Annotated in this window: 17 protein-coding genes; 1 reads left to right on the top strand and 16 read right to left on the bottom strand. The window is 73.8% G+C overall.

Annotated features, from left to right (window positions below):
* Window positions 1–61 precede the first annotated feature (61 nt).
* On the top strand, window positions 62–742 hold the full coding sequence (locus ACEQ2X_RS21390) for a hypothetical protein (RefSeq protein WP_370327911.1): 681 nt from the start codon (window positions 62–64) through the stop codon (window positions 740–742).
* On the opposite strand, the gene ACEQ2X_RS21395 is transcribed toward ACEQ2X_RS21390, so the two are convergent.
* From ACEQ2X_RS21395 to lepB, 16 genes are all read right to left on the bottom strand, one after another.
* Window positions 732–1,877 carry an RIP metalloprotease gene (locus ACEQ2X_RS21395; RefSeq protein ID WP_370327944.1) on the bottom strand — a complete coding sequence of 382 codons (1,146 nt, stop codon included), beginning with the start codon at window positions 1,875–1,877 and terminating at the stop codon, window positions 732–734. The genes ACEQ2X_RS21390 and ACEQ2X_RS21395 overlap by 11 nt on opposite strands.
* Window positions 1,878–1,934: 57 nt before the next feature.
* On the bottom strand, window positions 1,935–3,077 hold the full coding sequence (gene dxr / locus ACEQ2X_RS21400) for a 1-deoxy-D-xylulose-5-phosphate reductoisomerase (protein ID WP_370327912.1): 1,143 nt from the start codon (window positions 3,075–3,077) through the stop codon (window positions 1,935–1,937).
* Window positions 3,074–4,258 (bottom strand): 23S rRNA (adenine(2503)-C(2))-methyltransferase RlmN, encoded by a 1,185-nt coding sequence (gene rlmN / locus ACEQ2X_RS21405; RefSeq protein WP_370327913.1) that lies wholly within the window; start codon window positions 4,256–4,258, stop codon window positions 3,074–3,076. The genes dxr and rlmN overlap by 4 nt, the downstream gene beginning before the upstream one ends.
* A 4-nt stretch (window positions 4,259–4,262) precedes the next feature.
* Window positions 4,263–5,123: a phosphatidate cytidylyltransferase gene (locus ACEQ2X_RS21410; RefSeq protein WP_370327914.1), complete on the bottom strand. Its 861-nt coding sequence runs from the start codon at window positions 5,121–5,123 to the stop codon at window positions 4,263–4,265.
* 18 nt (window positions 5,124–5,141) lie between these two features.
* Complete coding sequence (gene frr / locus ACEQ2X_RS21415; protein WP_370327915.1) at window positions 5,142–5,696, bottom strand: ribosome recycling factor; 555 nt, start codon at window positions 5,694–5,696, stop codon at window positions 5,142–5,144.
* Window positions 5,697–5,815: 119 nt separating this feature from the next.
* Window positions 5,816–6,520, bottom strand: a complete 705-nt coding sequence (pyrH, locus tag ACEQ2X_RS21420) for a UMP kinase (protein WP_370327916.1) — start codon at window positions 6,518–6,520, stop codon at window positions 5,816–5,818.
* A gap of 186 nt (window positions 6,521–6,706) precedes the next feature.
* Complete coding sequence (locus ACEQ2X_RS21425) at window positions 6,707–7,324, bottom strand: translation elongation factor Ts (protein ID WP_370327917.1); 618 nt, start codon at window positions 7,322–7,324, stop codon at window positions 6,707–6,709.
* A 70-nt stretch (window positions 7,325–7,394) separates the two neighbouring features.
* Complete coding sequence (rpsB, locus tag ACEQ2X_RS21430; RefSeq protein WP_370327918.1) at window positions 7,395–8,414, bottom strand: 30S ribosomal protein S2; 1,020 nt, start codon at window positions 8,412–8,414, stop codon at window positions 7,395–7,397.
* A gap of 342 nt (window positions 8,415–8,756) precedes the next feature.
* Window positions 8,757–9,347: a murein hydrolase activator EnvC gene (locus tag ACEQ2X_RS21435; RefSeq protein ID WP_370327919.1), complete on the bottom strand. Its 591-nt coding sequence runs from the start codon at window positions 9,345–9,347 to the stop codon at window positions 8,757–8,759.
* A gap of 378 nt (window positions 9,348–9,725) precedes the next feature.
* A complete protein-coding gene (gene whiG, locus ACEQ2X_RS21440) occupies window positions 9,726–10,484 on the bottom strand; it encodes an RNA polymerase sigma factor WhiG (protein ID WP_370327920.1) in 759 nt (252 codons plus the stop codon).
* 93 nt (window positions 10,485–10,577) lie between these two features.
* Window positions 10,578–11,516 carry a tyrosine recombinase XerC gene (locus tag ACEQ2X_RS21445; protein ID WP_370327921.1) on the bottom strand — a complete coding sequence of 313 codons (939 nt, stop codon included), beginning with the start codon at window positions 11,514–11,516 and terminating at the stop codon, window positions 10,578–10,580.
* 221 nt (window positions 11,517–11,737) lie between these two features.
* A complete protein-coding gene (locus ACEQ2X_RS21450) occupies window positions 11,738–12,781 on the bottom strand; it encodes a DNA-processing protein DprA (protein ID WP_370327922.1) in 1,044 nt (347 codons plus the stop codon).
* Window positions 12,778–14,268, bottom strand: coding sequence for a YifB family Mg chelatase-like AAA ATPase (locus ACEQ2X_RS21455; protein WP_370327923.1), 1,491 nt, complete (start codon window positions 14,266–14,268; stop codon window positions 12,778–12,780). The genes ACEQ2X_RS21450 and ACEQ2X_RS21455 overlap by 4 nt, the downstream gene beginning before the upstream one ends.
* Before the next feature lie 70 nt (window positions 14,269–14,338).
* Window positions 14,339–14,707: a YraN family protein gene (locus tag ACEQ2X_RS21460; protein ID WP_370327924.1), complete on the bottom strand. Its 369-nt coding sequence runs from the start codon at window positions 14,705–14,707 to the stop codon at window positions 14,339–14,341.
* A 205-nt stretch (window positions 14,708–14,912) separates the two neighbouring features.
* Complete coding sequence (locus tag ACEQ2X_RS21465) at window positions 14,913–15,233, bottom strand: DUF2469 family protein (protein WP_370327925.1); 321 nt, start codon at window positions 15,231–15,233, stop codon at window positions 14,913–14,915.
* A 30-nt stretch (window positions 15,234–15,263) separates the two neighbouring features.
* Window positions 15,264–15,962 (bottom strand): signal peptidase I, encoded by a 699-nt coding sequence (gene lepB / locus ACEQ2X_RS21470; RefSeq protein WP_370327926.1) that lies wholly within the window; start codon window positions 15,960–15,962, stop codon window positions 15,264–15,266.
* Window positions 15,963–15,978: the final 16 nt, after the last annotated feature.

Raw genomic sequence — 15,978 nt, forward strand, 5'->3', positions numbered from 1 at the left:
TTGTCCACAGCTCTCGGACATCGGTCCGCGCGGGGCGGACCGGATCGGTCAAGGTCGGGCCATGCGCGAACCCGACAGCACCGCCACGACCTGGGCGTCACAGACCCGCCTGCTCATCGACCTGGCCATCACCGACCTCGAGGCCGGCACCGGCGTGCGGCCGTCCCTGGTCGCCTTCTCCGGCGACGACCCCCTCGTCCTCGCCACCCTCCGCCCCTTCGACCACGGCGCCCACCTGGACGCGGTCATCGAGGTGGGGGCGCTGGTGGCGGGGTTGGGCGCGGACCGCGTCGCCATGTCCCTCTCCGGTCGGGCGTGGTCGCTCGACGACCCGATCCCACCGGTCCTCGGACCCGGCGCGGACCTCCGCCAGCGGGTCATCGTCGTGCACCGGGCGGAGGCGTCGTCCGACGATGACGCCGACGCGTCGGTCCTGACGACGATCGTGCCCTACGACATCGACGCCGACGACGTCGTGACGACCGGCCCGGCGTTCAGCGACGAGGGCGGGGAGGGGCCGCTGACCCGCGCGCTGGCCGTCGTGGTGGACCACGGGCGGGCGGTCGCCGCCGGGGCCCGCGAGCGCGGGCTCGACGCCGAGGACGTCGGCCGGCAGGTCCTGCGGTGCGAGTCCCTCGGCCACCGCCTGTCCTGGGCCGCCGGCCAGATGGCCTTCGTCGAGCACGCCCGGCTGCTGCCCCTCGGCGACTGCTGGCCGGGGGGCGGGGCCGCTACTGGATGATCTCCGACGCCGGGCTGGTGATGTCGAGGTAGAGCGCGGTGCCGCTCAGCACGATGAAGAACGCGAGCACCAGCAGCGCGATCGGGGTGACCACGTTCGGGTTCAGGTGGAACCTCGGGCGGCGCGGCGCGTCCTTCGGCGCCCGCAGCCGGCGGACGCCGTTCACGGTCTCCTCGACGAGCATGATCGCGACGTGCCCGCCGTCGAGGGGTGGGAGCGGCAGCATGTTCAGCAGGCCGAGCACGATGTTGAGCTGCGCGAGGACGCCGAAGACGACGAGCAGCTCGCCCTGCTGGCCCAGCTCGTTGGTGATCTGCGCGGCGCCGACCAGGCTGGTGATGGAGTTCTCGTCCCGCGGGCCGTCGTCGTCGACCGACGCGAAGAAGTCGGCGAGCCCGGTGGGGCTGAACACCTGGGTCAGACCCGACACGGTCTGGCCGGTGACCCGCCAGATCGACCGGTTGCCGGTGAAGGTCTCGTCCACGGCCCCGGTGAAGCCGAGCCCCCGGTTCTCCGCCTCGGGCGCGACGCCGAGGAAGCCGATCTCCTCGCCGTCGTCGGGGTGGGCCGACGCGAGCGTCGCCGGCACCTCGAGGGTCTCACCGCCGCGCTCCACGGTCAGGACCACGTCCTCGCCGGGGGCCTCGCGGACCAGCGCGGACACCTCGTCGAAGGATCCCGTCGAGGTGCCGTCCACCGCGACGATCCGGTCCCCCGCCGCGAGCTCGGCCGCCGCGGCGGGGCTGTCCTCGCTGACCGCCGCGATGACGTTCGTCGCGACGGGGTCGCCGATGAACCAGAACGCGCCGAGCAGCAGGAGGACCGCCAGGACGAAGTGGGTGGCCGACCCGGCGACCAGCACGATGAACCGCTTCCACGGGGCCTGCTGGTAGAACAGCGCGCCGTCGTGGGCCGGGTCGACCTCCTCGTACGGGGTCATCCCGGTGATCTTCACGTAGCCGCCTGCGGGGATGCCCTTCACGCCGTACTCGGTCTCGCCGCGGCGGGTCGACCAGATGCGCGGCCCGAACCCGACGAAGAACTCCGTCACCCGCATCCCGAAGGCCTTCGCGGTGATGAAGTGGCCGAACTCGTGGACCATGATCGCGAAGGCGATCACGGCGATGAACAGCACTACGAACAACGGGGGGCTCCTCGCGGTGCGGCCGCGGTCAGGTCACGGGGCGCGAGCTCACCCGGCGCGGGCGATGTGCCGGCGCGCGTCCCGGCGGGCGTCGGCCTCGGCGGCCAGGACCTGCTCGAGGCTCTCGACGGGCTGTGCCTCATGTCGTCCCAAGGTTGCCGCGACGACGTCGGCGATGCCGAGGAAACCCAGCCGCCGGTCGAGGAACGCGGCGACGGCCTCCTCGTTGGCCGCGTTGTACGCCGCGGGCGCCGTCCCGCCGGCCCGGCCGGCCTGGACCGCCAGGCGGACCATCGGGAAGGTGTCGTGGTCGAGGGGCTCGAAGGTGAGGGACTGCGCGGTGGTCCAGTCCATGCGCGCCGGGGCGTGGCCGAGGCGGTCCGGCCAGCTCAGCGCCAGCTGGATCGGCAGGCGCATGTCCGGCGGGCTGAGCTTCGCGATCGTCGCCCCGTCGACGAACTCCACCATCGAGTGGACGATCGACTGGGGGTGGACCACCACCTCGATCCGGTCGTACGGGACCTCGAAGAGCAGGTGGGCCTCGATGACCTCGAGCGCCTTGTTCGCGAGGCTGGCCGAGTTGATCGTGATCAGCGGGCCCATGTCCCAGGTCGGGTGGTCGAGGGCCTCGTCGACGGTGACCGCGCCCAGCTCGGCGCGGGTGCGTCCGCGGAAGGGGCCGCCTGAGGCGGTGATCACCAGGCGGGCGACCTCCTCGGCGCGGCCGCCGCGGAGGCACTGGGCGAGCGCGGAGTGCTCGGAGTCGACCGGGACGATCTGGTCGCGGTCGGCCGCGGTGGCGCGGACCAGGTCCCCGCCGACGATCAGCGACTCCTTGTTCGCGAGCGCCAGCCGGCTGCCGGCGGCGAGGGCGGCGAGGGTCGGTCGGAGCCCCTGGCTGCCGTCCACGCCGTTGACGACGATGTCGGCGCCGCAGCCCGCCACGGCGGTGGCCGCCCCCTCGCCGTCGACGACCTCCACGTCCGGGAGCGCCTCCCGCACCACCCGCGCCGCGTCGGCGTCGGCGACGCCGACCAGCGCCGCGCCGGTGGCGCGGGCCTGGGCGATGACCTCCTCGCTGCGCCCGCAGGCGAGCGCGATCACCCGGAACCGGTCGGGGTGCCGGGCGACGACGTCGAGGGTCTGGGTGCCGATCGATCCGGTCGACCCGACGACCGCGACGGTCCTCACGAGGTGCGGCCGCTGATCCGCTCGGCGGCGCCCACCGCCACGGGCAGCGTGCGGCCGCTGGCTGCGGTGTAGTTGGCGTAGAGCTGGCCGCAGGCCGCGTCGATCTCGTCGCCCCGGTTGGCCCGGATGGTGGTGGAGATCCCCGCCGTGCCGAGCACGTCGGCGAAGGCCTGCTGCGCGGCGATCGGCGGGGCGTGCCACGGCACCGCCGGCGTCGGGTTCATCGGGATCAGGTTGACGTGGGACGCCCCGGCGGGCATGTGCCGGGTCAGCAGGTCCCGCAGCGTCGCCGCCTGCGCGGTGGAGGTGTTGACGCCGTCGATCATCACGTACTCGAAGGTGACGCGGCGTCCGGTCGCCTCGAGGTAGTCCCGCGTAGCCGCGAGGAGCTCGGCGAGGGGGTGGGTCCGGTTGATCGGGACCAGGTCGTCGCGGAGGTCGTCGTCGGGGGCGTGCAGGCTGACCGCCAGGGTGATCGGCAGGTCCAGGGCCTGGAGGCGGCGGATGCCGGGCACCAGCCCGACGGTGGAGACGGTGATCGACCGGGCCGACAGCCCGAAGGGCCCGTGCAGCCACCGGACCGCCTCGAGGGTCACGTCGAGGTTGGCGAGCGGCTCCCCCATGCCCATGAACACGACGTTGGTGACGTGGTCGGGCGCGCCGTCCGGCAGCGGCGTCCCGCCGTCGGCGCCGAGCTCGCCGGCCAGCAGGCGCTGCATCACCGTGACCTGCCGGACTGTCTCCCCGACGGTGAGCTGGCGCCGGAAGCCGATCTGCCCGGTGGCGCAGAACGGGCAGCCCATCGCACAGCCCGCCTGGGTCGAGATGCACACCGTCGCCCGCCCGCTGGGCGGGGTGGAGTCGGCCCCGGCGAGGCGCTCGGAGGACGGCGGGTACAGCATGAGGACGCTCTCGACGGCCTCGGCCCGATCCCCCGAGCCGCAGGACAGGAGGACCTTGCGGGTCAGGCCGCCATCGGCCTCAGAGACCTGCAGGATGCGCGGCGGGTCGTCCATCGCCGCGCCGAGCCGCTCCCGCAACGCCGTCGGCAGGTTCGTCATCGCCTGGGGGTCGTCGACGCCCTTGGCGAGCCAGGCGGCGACCTGGTCGCGGCGGTACCGCGGCTGGTCGCCGAGGAGGGCGTCGAGCCCGCCCGCGGTGTAGGGGTCGGCAGCGGTCATGTGATCAGATCCCGAAGGCCTGGAGGACGAGGTGGGTGGTCGGCAGCGCGAACAGCAGGCCGTCGACGCGGTCCATGACGCCGCCGTGGCCCGGGAAGATGGTGCCCAGGTCCTTCACGCCCAGATCCCGCTTGACCATGGATTCGGCCAGGTCGCCCAGGGTGGCGGCGACGGCGACGGCGAGCGCGAGCACCACGGCGCTCACCGGCGTGACGCCGGGGACCAGCTGGGCGGTGACGACCAGCGCCATCACGACGGTCGTGGCGAGGGCGCCGGCGAACCCCTCCCAGCTCTTGGCCGGGCTGATGCCCGGCGCCATGCGGGTGCGGCCGAAGTTGCGCCCGAAGGCGTACGCGCCGATGTCGTTGGTGATCGCGAGGCCGGCCCCGGCGAGGACGTACCAGTAGCCCTCGTCGCGGGCGAGCAGCAGCCCGAGGGAGCTCGCGAAGCCGTTGACCCACAGCAGCTGGACGGCCAGCCCGCCGATCCGGTCGACGGCCTGGCCGCGCTGGTGGGTGATCATCACCGCACCGAACCCGGCGATCATGCCGCCGAACAGCCCCGCCACGATCGCGTCGCCGCCCCACGCCCAGCTGCCGAACAGCATCACCGGCAGGGCCGCCGCGGCCACGGCCGTCGGCGGCCGGGCTCCGGCGCGCGCGGTGGCGAACGCCTCGTCGAGCTCGTACAGCGCCACCACCAGGTTGACGGCCACGAACGTGAGGAAGACGAGGGGGTGGATCAGCAGCGACCCGATGAACGCGGTCGCGAGGGCCAGCCCGACGCCGATCGCGACGGGGAGGTTGCGCCCTCCCCGGGGCGTCGCGGCCGCCGGGACGTCGCCGGTGGGGTCGGTCGCAGCCATGGCGTCCGCCGGTGGTCCTCAGACCTCCAGCAGGTCGGCCTCCTTCGCCTCGAGGAGCTCGTCGATGCGCTTGATCGCCGCGTCGGTGCGCTTCTGGAGGTCGTCCTCGGCCCGGCGCAGCTCGTCCTCGGAGATCTCACCCTCCTTCTCGAGGTCCTCGAGGTCGCTCTTCGCCGACCGGCGGGAGTTGCGGATCGCGATCCGCCCCTCCTCCGCCCGCTCCCGGGCGACCTTGACGAACTGCTTGCGGCGCTCCTCGGTCAGCTCGGGCAGCACGACCCGGATGACCGTGCCGTCGTTCGACGGGTTGAGGCCGAGGTCGCTCCCGATGATCGCCTTCTCGATGTCGGACATCGCGTTGCGGTCGTAGGGGTTGATGAGCAGCATCCGCGGCTCGGGGGCGGTGACGCCCGCGATCTGCTGGAGGGGGGTCGTCGAGCCGTAGTACTGCACGGGCAGGTCGGTCAGCAGGGTCGGGTTGGCCCGACCCGTGCGGATCTTCGCGAACTCCTCGCGGGTGTGGGTGACGGCGCCGTCCATGCGCTGCTCGGCGTCGTCCAGGATCTCGTCCATCACGGCGGCGTCATCCTCTGCTCTGCTGGTCGATCGGGTCCCCCGGCGTCCCCGGAGGGCCACCCATCCTGCCCGTTCGGTCGGGTCGCCGTCACGTCAGCCCCTCCACGGGCCGCCGGTCAGCTGACGATCGTGCCGATCGGTTCGCCGGAGACGGCCCGGCGGATGTTCCCCTTGGTGAGCATGTCGAAGACGACGATCGGGAGCCCGTTGTCCATGCACAGGCTGATGGCGGTCGCGTCCATCACCTTCAGGCCGTCCTGCAGCACGGTGATGTAGTCGAGGCGCTCGTAGCGCTTGGCGTCGGGGTTGAGCGCCGGGTCGGCGTCGTACACGCCGTCGACCTTGGTGCCCTTGAAGATCGCCTCGGCGCCGATCTCGAGGGCCCGCTGGGCGGCGGCGGTGTCCGTCGAGAAGTAGGGCGCGCCGAGGCCGGCGCCGAAGATGACGATCCGGCCCTTCTCGAGGTGGCGGATCGCCCGGCGGCGGATGTAGGGCTCGGCGAGCTCCTGCATCGCCACGGCGGACTGCACCCGCGTCGGGGTGCCCCGCTTCTCACAGGCGTCCTGCAGCGCGAGGGCGTTGATGACCGTCGCGAGCATCCCCATGTGGTCCGCTGAGGACCGGTCCATCCCCGTCGCCGACATCGAGGCGCCGCGGAGGATGTTGCCGCCGCCCACCACGACCCCGATCTGCACCCCCATCTCGCTGACCTCGACGAGCTGGTCGGCCAGGTCCCCCACGATCGTCGGGGAGATCGACGCGGACTCGTCGGCGAACGTCTCGCCGGACAGCTTCAGCAGGACGCGGGAGTAGGCAGACATCGGCGGTGACCTTCGGTGGTGGGCGCGTGGTGATCCTACGCAGACGTCGACGGGGTCGACACGACGGGGCTGGCTGGCGGGGCGGGCTGGCCGGGGCGGGGCTGGCCGGGGCGGGGCTGGTAGCTCGGGGCTGGCACGACGACGCCCGCCCCGTCGGGGCGGGCGTGGTCTGGACGTCCGGGGTCGCTAGCCGATCTGGAACCGGGTGAACCGGCCGACCTCGATCTTCTCACCCGTCCGGGCGCTGGCCTCGGTGATCAGGTCGGCGATGGTCTGGTCGGGGTTCTTGACGAACGGCTGGTTGAGCAGCACCTGCTCCTTCAGCATGGACTTGACCCGACCCTCGACGATCTTGTCGACGATGTTGTCCGGCTTGCCCTCCTCGCGGGCCTGCTGGGCGGCGAAGGCCCGCTCCTTCTCGATCAGGGCGGGGTCGACGTCGTCCTCGGAGACCGCGACCGGCTTGGAGGCCGCGATGTGCAGGGCGATGTCCTGGGCCAGCTGCTTGAAGCTGTCCTCCTTGGCCACGAAGTCGGTCTCGCAGTGCAGCTGCACCATCACGCCGACCTTGGCGGGCATGCCCGGCGTGGGGGTGTGCAGGTACGCGTGGACCAAGCCCTCGGCGGCGGTCCGCTCCCCGGCGCGCTCCTGGGCCTTGCGACCGGTCTTGGCGCGGACGATGTCAGCGGCCTTCTCGAAGTCGCCGCCGGCCTCCTGGAGGGCCTTCTTGCACTCCATCATGCCGGCGCCGGTGGCCTCGCGGAGCTGCTTGACCTCCGCGGCGGTGATCGTTACGTCACTCATCGGTGTTCTCCTGTGGCCGGGCGTGGAGACGTCCCCGCCCGGCGGTGCGGGGTGGCGGTGTGGTCAGGGGTCAGGCGCTCGCGCCGGCGTCGTCCGACGCCTCGCCCTCGGGCTGGGCGTCCGGCTCGGTCTGGGCGGCCTGCTCGGGCTGGTCGGCCTGCTCCGGCTGGGCGTCAGCGGGCTGGGCGGCCTGCTCGGCCTCGGGGGTCTCGACCGCACCGGCGGTCTCGGCTGCGGCGGCACCCGCGGCGGCGGCGGCCGAGGCGGCCTCCTCCTGCTGCAGGGCGATCTCCCACTCGGCCAGCGGCTCGGCGGCGGGCTGGGTCGGGGCCTCGGGCTGGTCCGGGGTGGACGAGGCCGCGGCGGCGGCCTGCTCGGCGACGACGTCGTCGGAGGTGCGCGCGGCACGGCGGGCGTACCCGGCGGCGCAGGCGTCGGCCATCAGGTGGGTCAGGAGGGCGCCCGAGCGGATCGCGTCGTCGTTGCCGGGGATCACGTAGTCCACGACGTCGGGGTCGCAGTTGGTGTCGACCACGGCGACGACGGGGATGCCGAGCCGGTTGGCCTCGGCGACGGCGATGTGCTCCTTGACGGTGTCGACGACCCAGATGGCCGACGGCAGCTTCGTCATCGAGCGGATCCCGCCGAGGTTGCGCTGCAGCTTGTCGAGCTCGCGGGTGAGCAGCAGCCCCTCCTTCTTGGTGAGGAGCTCGATCGTGCCGTCGTTGACCATGTCCTCGAGCTCGCGCAGGCGGGTGAGGCGGGTCTTGATCGTCTCGAAGTTCGTCAGCATCCCGCCGAGCCAGCGGAAGTTGACGTACGGCATGCCGACGCGCAGCGCCTGCTGCTCGATGGCCTCCTGCGCCTGCTTCTTGGTGCCGACGAAGAGGACGGTGCCGCCGCCGGCGACGGTGTCCTCGACGAACCGGTAGGCGCGCTCGAGCAGACCCACGGTCTGCTGGAGGTCCAGGATGTAGATGCCGTTGCGCTCACCGAAGATGTAGCGCTTCATCTTGGGGTTCCAGCGGCGGGTCTGGTGGCCGAAGTGGACGCCGGCCTCCAGCAGCTGTCGCACGGTGACGACGCTCATGGTGGGTTCTCCTCTGTGGGTTCGCGGTTGGTCCTCGCGCACGTGCCTGACCCCGTGGACGACGTGGCGCGCGCGGCGCCGGTCGTCGTGTGGTCGGGTGGGCCTCCACCGATGTGGTGGACCGCTGGCCCGTCCGCACGCTGTGTGATGTGTGGCCGCCGTCCCGCACGTGGCGGTCGCGAGCAGCCGTCGCGCCCGGAGACGCGGTGGTCGCCGGGCGGGCACCGAAGGGTACATGCACCCCGTCGGGGGCTGCCACCGACGGGTCGGCCGTGGGTCGACGCGCGGCGGTCTTTCTGGGAGGAGGACAAGAGTCCACACCCAAGCCCTGCGGTCGTCGGGTCAGCGGCCGACGTCGGCCGGGAGCCGGGTGAGGCGAGCCGACCAGCGGACCAGCAGGTCCAGCGGGTCGATGTAGGCGCCGTGCAGGCGAGCGCCCCAGTCGAGGTGGGTGGCGCCGTCGGACAGCGCGGCCACCCGGGCGCCGGCGACCACGTGCTGGCCGGCGGTGGCGGTCGCCGTGACCGGGCCGTAGGTGGTGGACCGCCCACCGCCGTGGTCGACGGTCACCCAACCAACGCCGGCGACGTCGCCCGCGAAGGTGACGTCGCCTGCCAGGACGGCGCGGACCGCGTCGCCGGGGGCGGCGGCCAGGTCGACACCCCGGTGACCCGGGCCGTAGGGGTGGTCGGGCGGGTCGAAGGGCCGGACGACCGCACCGGGCACCGGCCGGACGGGACCGGCCGTCGGGGTCTGGGCGGCGTCCGGGCGCGAGTCGTCGTGCAGCGACGTGGTCGGTGGGGCGGCGGTCGGGACGGGTCTGGCCTGGGCCGGGCCGGCGACGAGCGCGATCGCGCAGAGGACGGCGGCCAGGGCCACGAGGCGCTCTCGCAGTGGCGCTGGTGGTGGCGCTGGCAGCAGTCGTCGATGCATGGACGGGACGGTAGGGAGTCCGTCCGGGGCCGCGCGGGCCGATCTTGCGGGGTCTGTGGATGACAGGTGGCGGCGGGTCAGGTGGCCGTACGCCAGCCGGCGCGGTGCCGCGGCCGACTGCCCGTCATCCGGCGCTGCGTCACGGTCAACTGCCCGTCGTCCGGCGCAGCGTCGCGGATAACTGCACGTCGTCCCGGAGGGTCCCCGACGACGTGCAGGTGGAGGCGCGGGCGCACGCGAGAACGTGCAGGCGGAGGCGCGGGCCACCCGATTACGTGCAGGTGGAGGGGGCGGGTGCACCGGGAGACGTGCAGGCGGACGGTGCGCCAACCCGGCCGGTGCTCGACGACGGCGGGCCGGCGAGCTCCCTCGCGGGCCCTACCGGGTGCGAGCGGTCATCCGCGTGCGCAGGCCGAGGACCGCCTTGGTGTGCATCTGGCAGACGCGGGATTCGGTGACGCCGAGGACCTCGCCGATCTGGGCGAGGGTCATGCCCTCGAAGTAGTAGAGGACGATGACGGTCTTCTCGCGGTCCGACATGCGGTTGATCGTGTCGGCCAGCATGCTGCGGATCTCGGCGTCGACCAGCGCCTCCTGCGGGTCCGCCGCCTCGCTGTCCGCGAGGGTGTCGACCAGGGCCTGGCGGTCGCCGTCCTCGCCCGGCATCGTCTCGTCCAGCGCGGCGATCGAGGTGAGGGACACCTGGGTCAGGACCTGACGGAGCTCCTCGACGTCCATGCCGAGCTCGTCGGCCAGCTCCTCCTCCGTCGGGGTGCGGTCGAGCCGGCGCTCCAGCTCGGCCAGCGCCTTCTCGACCCGCTTGGCCTTGGTGCGGACGCTGCGGGGGATCCAGTCGATCGAGCGCAGCTCGTCGATGATCGCGCCCTTGATCCGGGTGATGGCGTACGTCTCGAACTTGAAGCCCTTGGACAGGTCGAACTTCTCGAGCGCGTCGATCAGCCCGAACATGCCGTAGGACACGAGGTCGCCGTGCTCCACCGAGCTCGGGAGCCCGACGCTGACGCGTCCCGCGACGTACTTCACCAGCGGGGAGTACTGGAGGATCAGCCGCTCGCGCGCCTCGGGGTCGCCGTCGGCCTTGAAGCGCTCCCAGAGCTCACGGACGCCGGGATCCATCCCTGACCCCGCTGAGGGAGGTGACGCTGCTCTGGAAGACACGTGGCCGCCAGTCTAGGGCTCGGCGGCCGTCCCGTCCCGCAGCCGGACCGGTCACGCTCGGGGGTGGGCCTGGACGTATACCTCGCGGAGGTGCTCGCGGGACACGTGGGTGTAGGTCTGGGTCGTCGCGAGCGCCGCGTGCCCGAGGAGCTCCTGGACGCTGCGGAGATCCGCGCCGCCCTCGAGCAGGTGCGTCGCGTAGCTGTGGCGCAGCACGTGCGGGGTGACGTGGCCCACCCCGGCCGCGAGCCCGCGTGCGCGGACCATCCGGTACACCTCGGTGCGGTCGATCCGCCCGCCGCGACGTGACAGCAGGACCGCCTCGTCGCAGGTGGCGTGGCCGGCGGTCTGGGCCGTCGACAGGACCTCGGGACGCCCGTCGTCGAGCCAGCGGGTGAGGACGGCGATCGCCGGCAGGCCCAGCGGCACGAGCCGCTGCTTGTCCCCCTTGCCGTGCAGGCGGAGGGTGCGTCGCGGCACGTCGATGGCGTCGAGGTCGAGCGTGACCAGCTCGCTGACGCGCGCCCCGCTCGCGTACAGCAGCTCGAGGATCGCGGCGTCCCGCTGGGCGATCGGCCCCTCCCCCGCGGCGTGCCCGATCAGCGCGGCGACCTGGTCGGTCCGGAGCACCTTCGGCAGCCGCCGGTCGCTGCGCGGCGCGTCGAGCAGCGCCGCCGGGTCGGTGGTCACCAGGCCACGCCGTCGCGCCCAGGCGAAGAAGGTCCGCAGAGCCGCGCGCTTGCGCCCGATCGACGAGCGCGCCAGACCGTCTCGGCGGCGCTGGCCGATGAAGCGGCGGAGGACCTGGAGCGTCACCTCGTCCGGCTCGATCGCGAAGTCCGCGCTCCACGTCGCCAGCTCGCCGACGTCACGGCGGTAGGCGGCGACGGTGTTCGGGCTGAGGCCCCGCTCGTCGGCGAGGTGTCGGACGAACGCGGTCACGGCCCGATCCCACGCGGCCTCGGCGGGGTCGGCGGGGTCGGCGGGCACCGGTGCTCCTGATCGGGGTACGTCCTGGGGCGCCGGAGTGGCGGCGCGGGGTTCACCGTACGTCGCCGGGTGCCGCAGACCGTCGACCCCCTGCGTGCGGCCGCCAAGCGGAGTCGCCCCGTCCGCCGGCACACTCAGATCGCGCCGAACCTCGGCGTCAGCCGAGGAAGGCCCCGATCGCGCCGAACCTCGGTGCCGCGCCCGCTCGGGCCAGGCGCCGGTCAGCGGCGGACGACGCCGCTGTGGCGTTGGGTGACGAGACCGGCGTCCTCGAGGACGGACAGCGCGACGAGGACCTGCCGCGGCTCGAGGTCGACCGCCTGCGCGAGCGCTGACGGGGTGGCGGGGACGGTGCTGACGAGCTCGAGGACGGCACGGGCGTCCGGGGGCAGCGCATCCGGCACGTCCACCGCGGCACTGCGCGTCTGGGTAGCCGTGGTCCTGTCGTCCAGGCCCACCGCCGCCAGGACGTCGTCCGCGTCGCGGACGGGGATCGCGCCGTCGACCAGCAGCGCGAGGGTCCCCGCGGCGGCGCGGTTGGAGGGGCTCGAGGGCACCGCCATGACGTCACGGCCCAGGTCGCCGGCGAGCCCGGCGGTGTTGAGGGCCCCGCTGCGCGCACCCGCCTCCACCACGACGACGGCATCGGCCAGCCCGGCGAGGATCCGGTTGCGGGCCAGGAACTGCGACCGGTGGCGGATCCCGTGGCCCGGCGGGTACTCGCTGGCCACCGCGCCCCGGCGGGCGATCTCGGCGCGCAGCTCGTCGGTGTCCCGCGGGTAGTCGACGTCGTGCCCCGTGCCGAGCACCGCGACGGTGCGGCCCACCCGCAGCGCACCGCGGTGCGCCGCCTGGTCGATGCCGCGCGCGAGCCCGGAGACCACCCCGACGCCGGCGGCGGCCCACCCCTCCCCCAGCGCCTCGGCGATCCGGACCCCGTCGAGGCTGGGCGTCCGCGTCCCGACGACCGCCACCGCCGGTCCGTCGTCGAGCGCACCCCGGACCCAGAGCCACAGCGGCCCGCCCTGGGACCAGGTGGCGGCGAGACGGTCGGGCATGCCGTCACCACAGGTGATGAGCCGCGGGTCGCCGTCGCGGGGGCGGGTCAGCGGCAGGGCCAGGCGCCGGCGGCGGGCGAGCTCGGCGACGACGGCCTCGGGGGTGGCGTCCATGCCCAGCCGCCGTCGGACGGCGCCCACGTCGCGAAGGTCCAGGCCCTCGGCGAGCAGGGCCGCCACGGTCGCGGTTCGCTCAGCCGGCGTCATGCGGCCTGCTCCCAGACCGCGTCCAGCCGCGCGCGGTGCGCCACCGCCTCGTGGGCGTCGGCGCCGCTGATCCGCTCGTGCCCGGCGAGGTCGGCGCAGGACCGGGCGACGCGCATGGCCCGGTCGAAGCCGCGAGCGCTGAGGCGTCCGCGCCGGACCGCTCGGACCAGCACGTCCACCGCCGCCGGGTCGGCAGTCGGTCTGACCACGTCCATCGGGGCGCGGGCGTTCAGCCACGGGCCGCGACGAGCGCCGGCAGCGCGCGCCGCGGCGACGCGGGCGGCGACGGTGGACGTCGCCTCCTCCTCCGACGGGCGGGCCAGGGCCGCCGCCGGCACGGGCTCGATCAGCGGCGCGAGGTCGAAGCGGTCGGCCAGCGGTCCGGTCAGCCGAGCGCGGTAGCGGTGGACGTCGCGGTCGCTGCAGCGGCACCCCGTGCGCGCCGGACCGCAGGGGCACGGGTTGCTCGCCGCGACCAGCAGGAAGTCCGCCGGGTAGGTCACGGTGCCGGCCGCCCGGGCCAGGCGCACGACCCCGTCCTCCATCGGCTGGCGGAGGCCGTCGAGCACGCGGCGGCTCCACTCGAAGAGCTCGTCGAGGAACAGCACGCCGTGCGCCGCCTCGGACACCGCGCCGGGCCGGGCCAGGCCGCTGCCGCCCCCGAGCAGGGCCGCCGCCGACGCGGAGTGGTGCGGCGCGGCGAACGGGGGCCGGCGGTCCAGGCCCGCGACGGCGTGGAACCGGCCGACCAACGAGGCCACCGACGCCGCGGTGAGCGCCTGGGTGTCATCCAGCGGCGGCAGCAGCCCCGGCAGCCGTCGGGCCAGCATCGACTTGCCGGCGCCGGGCGGGCCGAGCAGCAGCAGGTGGTGACCGCCGACCGCCGCGACCTCGAGGGCGCGGCGGGCCTCGGGCTGGCCGACGACGTCGGCGAGATCGGGGACGTCGCGCGGCGCCGCGACTGCGTCTGCCCGGACCGGTGGCGCCGTCGCGCGACCCTCGACGATGTCGACGTAGTCGATGAGCGTGTCGACGGCCCAGATCGGGCCGCACCCGGCGAGCGCCGCCTCCGCCCCGTCGCGCGCCGCGACCGCGACGTGGCTCCGGCCGAGGAGGCTCGGCAGGATGCCGGGGACCGGGCGCACCTCACCGGTGAGCGCGAGCTCCCCGATGAGCACGTCGTCGCCGGGCGGCAGCTCGCCGAGCGCCCGCAGGACCGCCACGGCGATGGCGAGGTCGAAGCGGGCACCGCGCTTGTCGACCTCGGCTGGGGCGAGGTTCACCAGCACCTTCCGCTGCCCGATCGCGAACCCGCTGGCCGCCAGGGCCGCCTTCACCCGCGAGGTCGCCTGCCCTGCGGCCGACCCGGACACGCCCAGCAGGGTGAAGGCGGGCAGCCCCTGGCCGATGTGGGCCTCGACGCGGACGTCGTGGGCCTCCAACCCCTGCAGGGCCACCGTCCGGGCGATGCCGACGCTCGCGCTCACCGCCCACCCCCCGCGCTGACGCGCCGGGCGTGCCCCCCGGCCTGTCCGCCGACCGCTCGCACGCTCGCGCTCACCAGACACCGCGCAGGTGACGGATCCGGGGGGATCCGCTGTCGGGTGGGAGCTCGATGCCGACCACGTCGCCGCGGACCGGGCCGTGGTGGGGGTGGGCGTGGAGGTAGGCGGCGGCCAGCCGACGCAACCGTCGGCGCTTGTCCCAGCTGACCGACTCCGCCGGCGTGCCCGCCACCCGGGACGACCGGGTGCGGACCTCGCCGACGACGAGCGTCTCCCCGTCCACGGCGACCAGGTCGAGCTCGCCGCGGACGCCGTCGGAGGAGACCCGCCAGTTCCGGTGCCGGATGGTCAGGCCGGCCGCGGTCAGGTGCGCGGCGGCGAGGTCCTCACCCGTCGCGCCGAGGCGCTGTCGTCGGTGCATGCCGATCGACGGTAGGGACCCACCCCTCCCCCAGGTCGACCGTTCTCGCCGAACCTGTGGACAACCGGCGGGTGGCTAGAAGACCCCCGCGGCCCAGGCGACCAGGGCCCCCACGATCACGATGGCGGCGACGAGGATCGCGATGTCCTTGACCTTCGAGTCGCGGTACCGGCGCGTCGCGTTGAATCCCATGGCGCTGCGGAGCCTACGCGAGCAGGTCCTCCGCGGCATCGCCGTCGGTGTGGGCGATCCGCTCGACGTTGACGTCCCGGAACGTCATGACGCGGACCTCCGACACGAACCTGGCGGGTCGGTACATGTCCCACACCCAGGCGTCGCGCAGCCGGACGTCGAACCAGGTGTCACCGCCCGCCCCGGGGACGGGCGTCACCTCCACGTCGTTGGCCAGGTAGAAGCGCCGCTCGGTCTCCACCACCCAGGTGAACATCCGCACGATGTCGCGGTACTCGCGGTAGAGCGAGAGCTCCATCTCGCTCTCGTACCGCTCGAGGTCCTCGAGGCTCATGCCCTGCCACCCCCGTCGCCGCGCCCCACGTCAGTACGACGCGATCGGCAGCGAGCCGACCTGGTCGAGGGGCCAGATCGTGACGAACGCCCGCCCGACGATCTGGTCGCGGTGGATCTGCCCCAGTCCGAAGCGGCTGTCCGCCGAGTTCGGCCGGTTGTCGCCCAGCATGAAGTAGTGGTCCTCCTCGACGGTGACCGGTCCGAAGTCGTTCAGGTCCGGCCGGGAGAGGTAGCCGCCGTCCTCGGCCGACGACTCCGGCAGCGGCTCGCCGTTGATGAGGACGATCCCGTCGCGGAGCTCGACGGTGTCCCCGGGCAGCCCGATGATCCGCTTGATGAAGTCCCGCTCGTCGCCGGCGGTCACGCCGATGCCGTTCGCGAGGGACGCGAAGGCCTCGGAGACGAAGTTGCCGTCGCCGCCACCCTCCTCGGACTCGGCGAAGACCACGACCTCGCCGCGGCGCGGTTCGCGGAACCAGTACGCCGTCTTGGTCACGAGGACGCGGTCACCGACCTGGAGGGTCGGCTCCATCGACGAGGACGGGATGTAGAAGGCCTGGACGACGAAGGTCTTCAGCAGCACCGCGAGGACCAGCGCGACGACGATGAGCGCCGGCAGCTCCCCCCAGACCGACCGGCGGCGACGCGGTGCCGCGATGGGATCCTCGGCGACCCGGTCCTCGGTGTCACCGGCCCCGGGGTCAGGATCGGTCTGCAGCTCCGCCACGTACGGAGAGGCTACT

The sequence above is a fragment of the Euzebya sp. genome (assembly GCF_964222135.1).
Lineage (GTDB): Bacteria > Actinomycetota > Nitriliruptoria > Euzebyales > Euzebyaceae > Euzebya.

Excerpts from the sequence above, each read along its gene's own strand:
- ACEQ2X_RS21390 (WP_370327911.1), top strand. The coding sequence starts at position 62 with ATGCGCGAACCCGACAGCACCGCCACGACCTGGGCGTCACAGACCCGC.
- rlmN (WP_370327913.1), bottom strand. The coding sequence starts at position 4,258 with ATGACCGCTGCCGACCCCTACACCGCGGGCGGGCTCGACGCCCTCCTC.
- ACEQ2X_RS21410 (WP_370327914.1), bottom strand. The coding sequence starts at position 5,123 with ATGGCTGCGACCGACCCCACCGGCGACGTCCCGGCGGCCGCGACGCCC.
- frr (WP_370327915.1), bottom strand. The coding sequence starts at position 5,696 with ATGGACGAGATCCTGGACGACGCCGAGCAGCGCATGGACGGCGCCGTC.
- pyrH (WP_370327916.1), bottom strand. The coding sequence starts at position 6,520 with ATGTCTGCCTACTCCCGCGTCCTGCTGAAGCTGTCCGGCGAGACGTTC.
- ACEQ2X_RS21425 (WP_370327917.1), bottom strand. The coding sequence starts at position 7,324 with ATGAGTGACGTAACGATCACCGCCGCGGAGGTCAAGCAGCTCCGCGAG.
- rpsB (WP_370327918.1), bottom strand. The coding sequence starts at position 8,414 with ATGAGCGTCGTCACCGTGCGACAGCTGCTGGAGGCCGGCGTCCACTTC.
- ACEQ2X_RS21435 (WP_370327919.1), bottom strand. The coding sequence starts at position 9,347 with ATGCATCGACGACTGCTGCCAGCGCCACCACCAGCGCCACTGCGAGAG.
- whiG (WP_370327920.1), bottom strand. The coding sequence starts at position 10,484 with ATGGATCCCGGCGTCCGTGAGCTCTGGGAGCGCTTCAAGGCCGACGGC.
- ACEQ2X_RS21450 (WP_370327922.1), bottom strand. The coding sequence starts at position 12,781 with ATGACGCCGGCTGAGCGAACCGCGACCGTGGCGGCCCTGCTCGCCGAG.
- ACEQ2X_RS21460 (WP_370327924.1), bottom strand. The coding sequence starts at position 14,707 with ATGCACCGACGACAGCGCCTCGGCGCGACGGGTGAGGACCTCGCCGCC.
- ACEQ2X_RS21465 (WP_370327925.1), bottom strand. The coding sequence starts at position 15,233 with ATGAGCCTCGAGGACCTCGAGCGGTACGAGAGCGAGATGGAGCTCTCG.